The sequence below is a fragment of the Microcoleus vaginatus FACHB-2002 genome (assembly GCF_040004035.1).
GTDB lineage: Bacteria > Cyanobacteriota > Cyanobacteriia > Cyanobacteriales > Microcoleaceae > Microcoleus > Microcoleus vaginatus_C.
The window spans coordinates 343,135-354,209 of the sequence record NZ_JAMPLN010000002.1 but is presented as its reverse complement, the minus strand read 5'-3'; the positions used below and the strand labels follow the sequence as shown (position 1 = coordinate 354,209).

Below are 11,075 nucleotides of genomic sequence, written 5' to 3'. Positions count from 1 at the left end.
GTTAGTTTTTGGATTTTCTCCCATAGCTCTACTATCAAGGCTTCTTTTGCCTCGTTCGATAGCTGTTTTAGGTCGGGGAGTTTTTCCATTCCTTGATCTAATGTCTATCTTGTCTTCTTGTCAAGGGGGTTGAGCAATTACCTATCATATTGCCAAAGTTTTTTTGACAAAGAAGCAATTAAGTCAAAATCAATTGGTGACAAAGCCTGTCTATCAGATGCTTTTTTCAATGCACTGATGAGTAAGTTGACATCTTTACTCAGATCGTTTAAAGAGTTAGCTACATTAGGAACTCTATCCTGTAACTCTTCTGATGGCTTGGTATCTTTCCGCTTTCGACAAAGCTGACTGTATAAGTTGTCAATGTGGTCAAAGAAAAGATCGGTTCTACCAAGTCCTTCAAATATTTGGGCTTCTGGTAAATCAACATGAATTTCTGGTGTGTAGCGTGCCCCAGCATTTTCTCTAACTTCTTGAAAACGCTGAATCATCCATTCATTAGTTAGTTCTTGTTTATTAAACCAAAAATAGGCACGACCTGCATACTGAGGTTGTGGGCGAGAAAGCCTTTCAAGAATTTCTGATTCTCCCCAATAAACAAACTGAACTTTCATATCACGTTCTTCAGCCCATCCTTCCCATGTTTGAACACGCTCATCCCAGCGATCCATTTGGGATTTTTCTCCGTCCTTGCGTCCTTCAGTACGATTAATGGGCAAACAAACTATATATTCAATTAAATTGGGATGTTTCTCCAAGGCCGCTTTAACGGATTTATCAATTTGTACCCATTGGCTATCTCCCAATTTATCAGGAAAATATTTTGTTTGCCAAGCCTTCTCATTTCCATTAGGTAATCGCCAGTAACATTCAACACCAGCATCTCCTCCAGCACCCGATTTGCGACGAAAAATAGAGTCTTGTGGTACTTCCTCAAATGATGCAAGTTGACAGCATAGTTCTTCAAATCCTTCATGTTGACTACCTTTGTGAGTGCGAATGTCTTTGAAATCGATTTTAGTCATTACTAATACTCTCCTAGACAAAACTAACGTCCTACTTAGCTAACCTCGGATTCACGGACAGGCTTATATTTTATTCATCTGCCCGATCAAGTACATAAAACTGACTGCTGACTAATGACTAATGACTTCTGACTAAAGCTTGCCGCTGAGCCTCCAACAATTCTTGAATCCCAGTTTCTGCCACATCCAAAATTTGATTTAACTGACTCCGACTAAAACTTCCCTCTTCCGCAGTTCCCTGAATTTCAATGATGTTCAAATCTCCATTCATTACCACATTACAATCAATTTCAGCCGCTACATCTTCAAGATAATTCAAATCTAAAAACGGCTCGCCTTCCAAAAGTCCCACAGACACGGCCGCGACTTGACGAATAATGGGCGATCGCTCTAACTCACCTTTTTGTACCAACTTATTCAAAGCATCAGCCACAGCCACAAAGCCGCCAGTAATTGAAGTCGTGCGAGTCCCCGCGTCAGCTTGCAAAACATCGGCATCGACAAGTATTGTGCGTTCTCCCAATAGTTGCATATCCAAGCACGATCGCAAACTACGCCCAATCAACCGCTGAATCTCTTGAGTCCGTCCCGATAATTTCATAAATTCCCGTTCTTGTCGCTGCGGTGTAGATCCCGGCAACATTCGGTATTCCGCTGTCAGCCAACCTTGTCCGGTATTCTCCAAAAATCTAGGCACTCCCGGCTTGATTGTCACGCTGCAAAGTACCTGAGTATCGCCACTTTTTGCGAGTACGGAACCGCTAGCAAATTTAGTAAACTGTCGATCGAAACTAATCGGACGAATTTGATTGGGTTGTCTGCCGTCTGGACGCTGGAAAGACATAATATTTAGGTGATTGGTAATGGGTAATTGGATATTAAAGATTGAAAATAGGATATTAATCTTCCGGTCTTTTTTGATTCGTTAAATAAGCAGTCATTCAACCTAAAATGGAAAATCTACAATGCTATGAGTATTGACCTTTAGCCTCGATCAATGTGAGAATATCCTGCTGGACTTGTTGTGGAGATTGATCGCCATCAATAGTTAACAATTTGTTGCGGTGTTCGTAATACTCTAAAAGAGGAATAGTGCGTTCGTGGAACAAATCGAGCCGACGCTGTAAAATTTCAGGATGGTCATCCGATCGATCGCGCTCGATCGACCTGCTCAGCAAAACCTCGATCGGCACTTTCAGCCAAACTGCCCAATCTAGCTCCTGCGCCAAATCCTCTAATAAAAAATCCAACTCCTCAGCTTGAAAAGCCGTTCGCGGATAGCCCTCCAACACCCAGCCATTAAAGACATCCCACAGCAGCAGTCGGCGGCGAAAGAATTCAATCATAGTTGCGTCGGGAACTAATTCCCCTTTTTCGACATAAGACACCGCCAGCTTGCCTAAATCTGTGTCTTCTGCGATCGCCTCCCGTAGAATGTCCCCCACAGCCAGCAAAGGAAGGCTCAAATTGCTGCACAGTAGTTCAGCCTGAGTTCCCTTTCCCGCTCCTGGCCCTCCCAGAATCACCACTCTCACAGTCCCTACTCCTAGTGCCGCGACATTCAAATTTTACGCGATGTGTGTACCTTTTCTTAAAAGCCCTGGACGCCGCCAGACTCTCATCACCTTGATTTTTCACCCTATAACTGTATAAATGTCAAGCTCCACGCCGTATTTTGGTAAAAAACCCCGTTTCTGCCTAAGTGCTAATTGAGTTCAAAAATCGAACAAACGACTGCGAATGCCACTGCCGCGAGCTTTTGACAACTTGTATATCTAGCGTTCGATCCGATGTGCACTCGGCCCCGTACACTATATATTGTCAAGCAGGCTTCAGCCACGCCAAGGTCGGAGCTGCACTCAAGACTTAGTTGCTGATTAAATATTGCCCTATGGTTGCTCAGTTACAAACCCCTAAACTAAATTTAACCCACAGCTTGCCCTACACAGTTCAAGGGCTGGTGCAAGTCTTTACAGGCCCGCACCGCTGCTTTTTTACCAGTGTCATGGCTCAGGCCCTCCGAATTGCAGGACAGGGAGCTCCCGTGCTAGCGGTGCAGTTCCTCAAAGGGGGAATTAATCAAGGGCATCAGCATCCGGTGCGGCTGGGGCAAAATTTAGATTGGGTGCGCTGCGATTTGTCACGCTGCATTGAGAATGCCGATTTAGATGAGCTGGAGATGCGATCGATCGAACAATTGTGGCAGTATGTTCAAAATGCGGTGCGCGAAGGCCGTTATGCCCTAGTTATTCTCGATGAATTGAGTTTAGCGGTTAATTTGGGCTTGATTCCCGAAGCCGAAGTGGTGGCATTGATTGACAACAAGCCGCATCATTTGGATATGATTTTTACCGGGCCATCCATGCCCCAAAGAATTTTGGATGTTGCCGATCAAATTACTGAAATTCGCCGCAGTTAAGGACAATGATTCAATTTGCGATCGCCTTTTTAGCGGTCGCATTTTTTATGTGAATTTTTAGGGAAAAAAAATATGTAAAAAAATAGGCGATCGCTTAGCTCAAAGAGCGATCGCACGCTGATCAATTTACCAGCGACGTTACGCTTGAACTACCGGATCGAACACAACACTCAATCGATCCGCCGGTACCATCCGCTTGAGAATTTTCAAGTGACCGTCTGCATCAGACCAACTGCGAAACTCACCCACAACCACCTTTTCCACATTTGGAAGCGATCGAACTATAGTCCACGGCTTGAGACGTTTTTCTTGCAACATACTAGATAAATCTCCTTGGTAAATTGGAGCAAAAGCCAGTCCCCATGGTTGGCCACCGCCGAGGACTGGCTTTTGACTTTGCAAACTTGCCCTTCTCTAAGAACATAGCACAAAAAAAAGGGTTTGGGATTATATCTTATTTTTCGCTTTTTTTAGAGCTATTTTCTACATAACAGATGATTAAACTCAAAACTTGTTAACTCTTTAATTCTCAACTCAAAACTCTTTCATGACTCACACTTCGACTTCGCTTGGGGTGCAGCCTGACTAATAAATTCTGCCTTCTACCTTCTACCTTCCTTCTACAAATCCCGCCGCGACAGCAGAAACCAGATACCACCCAAACCCAAAACACCGCACAAAACCCCGCCTTCCCACCCAAAAACAGTCCCCCCCGGCAAATGTCCAGGCTTTGCTTTAGAAGTAAAATTCAGCTCCGAATAGTATACCCACTGGCTGTCAACCCGCCAGCCCACTCGATCGCCAAACTTCTCCCAAACTGTAGCATCATAAACACCAGGCTTTCCCCCCAACTTGAGCCACAAACCCTTTTGCACAGAAAAACCGAATCTGCGGTGACTGTGCCGCACCCAAAGTTGATCGATAGTCTGCAAATCCTTAGCTGGAAACTTCCTAATATCTTCCTCACTCAAATAACCCCGTGAATTTTGCTGCATCACCTCCAGCATTTTCACAGAAGTTTCCTCATCAGCACCACGCCAATTTTTAGCAGCCAGCAGCCTTGCCAAGTGAGAATAATCAATACCTTTTTCCGACTCTAAACTCACAGAAATTAGCGGAGTCTCAGTCACAGGTTGAGTCGGTACCGAAGGACTAACAACAGTTGGCTGCTGCGACTTTTCCAGCGCTGGGACAACAATAACAGGAGGTTTTAAAGCATCCAAAACTTCCACAGCCGATTTGTAGCGGTCTTTAACATATTCCTGAATCAACTTATCCAAAACCTGACCTAAATCCTGGCTAATTTCTGTTCCTTTTGGCAAAGCCTCCCTCCACAGCCAGCGGCCTTCAAGCGGGTCGTAAAGGTCATCGTGAATGTCCCCGTAGATATCGAGATAAGGCATAACAGAAGTCAGCAAGCGAATGCAAGTCACCCCCAAACTATAAAGGTCGCTAGCAGGAACAGCCCTACCGTGACGCTGTTCTAGAGCCGCGTAGCCGGGAGTTCCCAACTTAGTTCCTGTTTTGGTCGGAGCAGCAGCTACTACCTGTTTAGAAACCCCAAAATCTATCAACACTAACTTACGATCGCGAGATCTGCGGATCACATTCTCAGGCTTAATATCACGGTGAATTACATTTCGGTCGTGAACAAACTTCAATAAAGGCAACAAATCTAACAGCAGTTCGCAAGTTTTAATTTCGCTATAAGCACCGTACTTATCTAACTCATCCTTTAAATTATTGCCATCAATAAACTCTTGCACCAAATACAAGCGCCCATCTTCCTCAAAATAAGAAATTAACTGAGGAATTTGTGGGTGCTTCAGTTCGTATAACCGCCTTGCCTCTTGTTCAAACAGCCGAACATATTTTTTAAAATGACCGGGCTTTCGCTGAAACTCTTGAGGAGGTGACAACTGTTTGATTACGCACAATTCCTCAAATTTTCCATGATTAACAGCTCGGAAAGTCCTGCCAAATCCCCCGTCGCGCAGCGGTTCAGTTGCTGCATAAAGGTCTTTTAGCAGCAGCTTTGAACCACAATTAAGACAATACTTTGTGCCTGGTGGGTTCTGACGCTTGTCTCTTGGGCAATCGAGATTAAGGCAGTATGTCATATATTAAAAAAATGCGAACAAAATTATACTCAGGGTTTTATATTATTCAAGAGTCCGATCGCGAGCTGGTTTTTGTAAAGGCGAGACCTTGAACCTTACGGAGGCGGCCGCCACCCTCGCGCTCAGAGGGGGCGCTCTCACCAGACTGCCCCTGAGCAAGTATAACTCTCTTGAGGGTTTGACCTCAAACTCGAAGTCCATATCTAACCTTAGACTCCGCTGCGTGCAATACATTTGATTTAGCGGTCAAAGAGCCACCAGATCAAACAGAAATAGTAATTTATTACCAGCCCACTTAGCTCTGCAAGGCAAAAGAAAACTTAGGATTCCCCCTGAGATATAATTTTATTGCCAGAGAGAAGCAGACTAACGGGAGCTGCGGCTTCCGTCAAGTTCGATCGGCTTTAATATTTTAGCAGCATAATTTATTACCTAACCAGGCGGAATCAACAATCCCAAACTCCCCAACAAACGCACGTTAAAATAAATACTAGCTTGCTCGATCGCAATCCGAGCGCGACCAGACACTTAGCCAGTTTTCCCTGTTTACTTTTTTCAGCTATTACCAGTTACATTTATTTTGCTCGGTCTACTTAATTAGGAATCGCCAGTGACACCAAAACTACAGCCCTCTCCCACTCCAAACTCCCGCATAAAATCACAAAAAGTACCCTGGTTCGAGCGGTTCATGGCACTGGTCGCCCTAGGAAATTTAAGCCTAGTATTATTTGACATAAGTTACGTGCCCGGTCGAGATTTCTACTTCCGGCAACTGCCAGTTCTCACCCAAGTATATGACCCATTTAAAGGAATTAAACCGCACCGAGACACCCAGCAATATCTGGAAACCTTAGAAGAATTAAAAATTCAAGTAGTGCAAACAGGGTTGCCCTCCCCCGAAGTAGCAGCAAAATTGCAGGAAATAAACAATCTGAGCGCGAAAATGATCGATGAAGATCCCTTTCGAGTAGCATCAAAAAGTGGCACCCTAGAAAAAATCAAAGACCGGATGCGCGATCGCGTGCCGAATCCGCAAGACTCCGCTAAACAATCATTCCAAAGATTCTGGAGCCAAGACTATTTAAACAAACAAGGCTGGCAAAAAGAAATCAAGTGGTTTGACTCCAAAATCAAGCCATTAATCGCCACCAACTATTACCGGGCGATCGGAGAAAACGGCGAATTCACCGATAACTTCTGGCTAATCGACCTGCCATTCATTGCCATATTCGCGATCGAATTTCTAGCCCGTACCTACTTGATCAGCCGTCGCCACCGCAGCGTCACTTGGCGAGCAGCCATGCTCTGGCGATGGTACGACATCTTCCTGCTGCTCCCATTCTGGCGCCTGTTGCGAGTATTACCCGTCACAATTCGCATCCACCAAGCCAAAATGCCAGATCTCCAACCCATACGCAGCCAAATCAGCCGAGGTTTCGTCGCCAACTTCGCTCAAGAATTGACCGAAGTTGTAGTAATTCAACTCATCAACCAGATGCAACAATCAATTACCACAGGCGAACTGGCTCGTCAACTATTTCAATCTAAAAAACAGCGCTATCTAGACATCAACAATATCAATGAAATAGAAGCGATCGCCACCCATCTAGTGCAAATAACCGTCTACAAAGTCCTTCCCCAACTCCAGCCAGACCTAGAAGCCCTCCTCCGGTACAATATTGAAAGCTTCCTCAAACAATCCCCCCTCTATCAAGGATGGAAGCAAGTACCCGGCCTGGGAAACCTGCCCGAACAGCTAGCACAGCAATTAGTTGCAGAACTCTCAAAATTAGCCACCCTCGGCCCCCAAGATGCCTACGAAGCCTTCAAAATCGCCAGCGAAGACCCCATAAGCATCAAACTCTCCAGCCAGCTAGTCCAACATTTCGGGCAAGCTTTAGGAACCGAACTACAACAGCAGCAAACCTGGCAAGAAATACAACTGCTGCTGTGCGACTTCCTAGAAGAGTTCAAAATCAACTACATTCAGCGGTTGAGCGAAGAAGACTTCGAGAAAATTTTAGAACAAGCCAAAGAACTGCAACGGATAGCCCCGCGTTAGGGCAAGTCTCCACCGCTTTACTTATTTTTTTCGTCCCCAATTAGCAATTAGCAATTACCCTGCTGTAACTCCTGCACATGAAACTTGCTGGAATTGTAAAGTTTCATGTGCGATCGGCATTCTCTACGAGAGTCATCTGCATGGTTGTGCATCAAATCTTCAGCGCGGTAGTGAGTTAGACCGCCGTTACGGTTCTCAGCGGCCTGCGTGTCATTTTTTTAGCGAGAAAGGTCAATTTTTTTAGACGTATATTATATCACTTTATATGTAAGTTTGATGAAATTATACTTTTTAGTAGCACTGTGTAAAGTAAAGTTAAAAACTACTACAAATATCTCTAAACGAGGTAATCTATTACATAGGATTTCTAACTGCTTTGCTAAGCAATAAAAAACTTACAACTGCTAGAAAAAAATAAGGCGCGTCAGGATTTTCAGTCAGCTATAATTATAACGCTTTCAGGGAAAATACGTAAGTAGCAATGCTTGTTTAAGCAAGTTACTGTCTCAAACTTTTCACTAACTATTAGAGATTGCTTTTCAATATATATTTCCTCAGCCTCATTTCACTAAATCCACTGAGATTTTTCAGCCAACTCGTTACCCCAGGAGTAACACGAATCAATGTCACAGACCTCTCCAACCACTTTCCTGTCAAATCGTTCTAAAAAAAAGGTGTCCCTGCGCCTGATTTTAGTATTGCCATTCGTTCTGCAAATATTTGCTGCCGTCGGGTTGACAGGCTGGCTATCCTTACGCAACGGGCAAAAAGCAGTCAACGAAGTGGCCAGCCAGTTGCGGAGTGAAATTACGGCCCGCATCCAGCAGCAGCTCAACACTTATCTAGACACAGCCCCTCGCGTCAATCAACTGAATGCCAATGCCCTTCGCCTAGGATACTTAAATCCAGACGAATTGGAGAGTATGGAGCGCTATTTGTGGGAGCAAATTCAAGCCTTTCCTTCTCTGCCCCAGATGGGTTTTGCTACTAAAACGGGAGAGTTCATTGCCATTGAACGCCAAGAGAATGGCAAAATATTTTTTAAAAGAGTAGATAAGGATAGTCGTAGTGAATTTCATATTTATGACTCGGATAGCAAAGGCAATCAAACAAAGCTCTTAAAAATTTCTCCTAGCAACAATATACTCAACCGTTCTTGGTATAAAGACAGCCTACGCTTAGGCCGGCCCACATGGAGCGAAATTTTTCCCCTTACAGGTCAGAAAACGCTCTCCCTCCCTGCGGGACATCCAGTTTATGACGAAAGTGGCGAACTACGCGGAGTATTCGTTGCTAATTTTTTAATCTCTTTCCTCAGTGACTTTCTGCAAAGCTTAAAAATCGGTCGATCGGGACAGACATTCATTATGGAACGTTCTGGACTCCTAGTAGGCAGTTCAACTCTCAAGGAAGCATTTATCACCAACAATGGCAAACTCGATCGCCTGAATGCTTTAGATAGCACAGATGATTTAATTCGGCTGACAACAGCGCATTTAAAAGAACGCTTTGGCAACCTCACTAAAATTAGCAGATCTCAGCAATTGGATTTTACGATCGCCGGCCAGCGAGAATTCCTCCAAGTTATGCCATTTCAGGATAGCCGAGGATTGGACTGGCTGATCGTCGTCGTAGTTCCTGAAAGCGATTTCATGGATCAAATTAACGCCAATACCCAGACTACTATTTTGTTGTGTTTGGGAGCCTTGGCGCTGGCTACCGTTTTGGGAATCTTAACCGCACGCTGGATTACCAGCCCGATTCTCGGTTTGAGCGCAGCTTCGAGAGCGATCGCCACTGGCGACTTAAAAGAAAATGTGCAGGTAAAAGGCATAGAAGAACTAGAAGTTTTGGGTCAGTCTTTCAACCTTATGGCACAACAGTTGCGCGAATCCTTTGAGGCGCTAGCCAAGACCAATTCCGAGCTAGAAATCCGAGTAGAAGAACGCACCGCTGAACTGACGGAAGCAAAACAAATCGCTGATACTGCCAACCAAGCTAAAAGTGAATTTTTAGCGAATATGAGTCACGAATTGAGAACGCCACTCAATGGAATTTTAGGATACGCTCAAATCCTAGAACGCTCAAAAACGATGGCTCCGAAAGATATCCAAGGCATCAGTATTATTCACCAGTGTGGTTCCCACCTGTTAACCCTGATTAATGACATCTTAGACCTCGCTAAAATTGAAGCTCAGAAATTGGAACTGTACGCAAAAGATTTCCATTTTCCTTCCTTTTTGCAGGGAGTCGCGGAAATCTGCCGCATCCGAGCCGAACAAAAAGGAATTGCTTTTGTTTATCAACCCAGTTTGGAAATTCCTGCTGGCATCTACGCTGACGAGAAACGCTTGCGACAGGTACTAATTAACTTACTGAGCAATGCAATTAAGTTTACAGACTCAGGACGAGTGACTTTTAAGATAGAACATCTGGAAAAGGGCACAGGTGAAAAGGTACAAACCAATGAGCAAAAGCCAGCCTCACCAAGTCACAAAATTCGGTTTCAAATTGAAGATACTGGCGTGGGTATGACACCCGAACAATTAAAAAAAATATTTTTGCCTTTTGAACAGGTAGGAGACAGCAAGCGTCAGGCGGAAGGAACCGGACTCGGTTTAACAATTAGCCAGAAAATTGTCGAAATGATGGGTAGTACAATTCAAGTAAAAAGTCAGTCAGGAGTCGGCAGTGTTTTTTGGCTAGATTTGGATTTACCCGAAGCGGCAGACTGGGCAAATACAGCCACGCTTGCCAAGCAAAGAAAGCTGGTTGGCTACCAAGGTAGAAAGCAGAAAGTTTTGGTTGTGGATGACAAATGGGAAAACCTCTCGGTCATTGTCAATCTCCTAGAGCCCCTCGGCTTTGAAGTAACCGAAGCTAAAAACGGTCAAGAGGGTTTAGAAAAAGTAGAAGAGTTTAAGTTCGATTTGATTATCACTGACTTAGTGATGCCAGTGTTAGATGGCTTTGAGATGATGCGCCGTATCCGAAATTTGCCACACTATAAAGATGTGGCAATCATTGCTTCCTCTGCCAGTGTATTTGCTACCGACCAACATAAAAGTTTGGAGGGAGGAGCTAACGATTTTGTCGGTAAGCCAGTGCAGGCAGAAGAGCTATTTGAGATATTGCAAAAGTATTTAAAACTTGAATGGATATATGAGGAAGGAAAAAATGAAAAAATCAGCACTATTCCTTTTTCATCAGATGCTCAATCACTTTCTGAATCGAAATCAGTAGTGGCTCCCCCGCCAGGAGAAATGGAACTTTTATTTGAACTGGCGATGAGAGGCAACGTGAAAGGAATTGTGAAGCGCAGTGAGCACCTAGAGAAGTTAGATCAGCAATTTGTGCCCTTTGCTGTTGAGCTGCGCCAGTTAGCCCAAGGCTATCAGGTCAAAAAAATCAAAGAGTTTATTACATCTCACAGAATAGAAAAAGAATGA

The 11,075-nt window shown here is 44.3% G+C and carries 8 protein-coding genes; 3 read left to right on the top strand and 5 right to left on the bottom strand.

Annotation, left to right across the window (positions count from 1 at the left end):
* Positions 1 to 137: 137 nt before the first annotated feature.
* The 3 genes from NDI35_RS03055 to NDI35_RS03045 all read right to left on the bottom strand — a co-directional run bounded on the left by NDI35_RS03055 (position 138) and on the right by NDI35_RS03045 (position 2,560).
* Positions 138 to 1,025 carry a hypothetical protein gene (locus tag NDI35_RS03055; protein ID WP_445311435.1) on the bottom strand — a complete coding sequence of 296 codons (888 nt, stop codon included), beginning with the start codon at positions 1,023 to 1,025 and terminating at the stop codon, positions 138 to 140.
* Between the two features lie 118 nt (positions 1,026 to 1,143).
* Entirely contained in the window at positions 1,144 to 1,869 is a 726-nt protein-coding gene (gene rph, locus NDI35_RS03050) for a ribonuclease PH (protein ID WP_445311434.1), read from the bottom strand.
* A gap of 124 nt (positions 1,870 to 1,993) precedes the next feature.
* The gene (locus NDI35_RS03045) at positions 1,994 to 2,560 is read right to left on the bottom strand and encodes an adenylate kinase family protein (RefSeq protein WP_333248025.1); all 567 of its coding nucleotides are present in this window, start codon (positions 2,558 to 2,560) and stop codon (positions 1,994 to 1,996) included.
* A 356-nt stretch (positions 2,561 to 2,916) separates the two neighbouring features.
* Here NDI35_RS03045 and NDI35_RS03040 point away from each other — a divergent pair, with 356 nt between their 5' ends.
* Positions 2,917 to 3,444 carry a P-loop NTPase family protein gene (locus NDI35_RS03040; protein ID WP_445311433.1) on the top strand — a complete coding sequence of 176 codons (528 nt, stop codon included), beginning with the start codon at positions 2,917 to 2,919 and terminating at the stop codon, positions 3,442 to 3,444.
* A gap of 138 nt (positions 3,445 to 3,582) precedes the next feature.
* Here the strand turns inward: NDI35_RS03040 and NDI35_RS03035 are convergent, their stop codons facing one another.
* On the bottom strand, positions 3,583 to 3,846 hold the full coding sequence (locus tag NDI35_RS03035; RefSeq protein WP_333217442.1) for a hypothetical protein: 264 nt from the start codon (positions 3,844 to 3,846) through the stop codon (positions 3,583 to 3,585).
* A gap of 218 nt (positions 3,847 to 4,064) precedes the next feature.
* Positions 4,065 to 5,564, bottom strand: coding sequence for a GUN4 domain-containing protein (locus tag NDI35_RS03030; protein ID WP_445311432.1), 1,500 nt, complete (start codon positions 5,562 to 5,564; stop codon positions 4,065 to 4,067).
* 688 nt (positions 5,565 to 6,252) lie between these two features.
* Here NDI35_RS03030 and NDI35_RS03025 point away from each other — a divergent pair.
* Positions 6,253 to 7,626 (top strand): hypothetical protein, encoded by a 1,374-nt coding sequence (locus NDI35_RS03025; protein ID WP_445311450.1) that lies wholly within the window; start codon positions 6,253 to 6,255, stop codon positions 7,624 to 7,626.
* Between the two features lie 623 nt (positions 7,627 to 8,249).
* A complete protein-coding gene (locus NDI35_RS03020; RefSeq protein WP_445311431.1) occupies positions 8,250 to 11,075 on the top strand; it encodes a hybrid sensor histidine kinase/response regulator in 2,826 nt (941 codons plus the stop codon).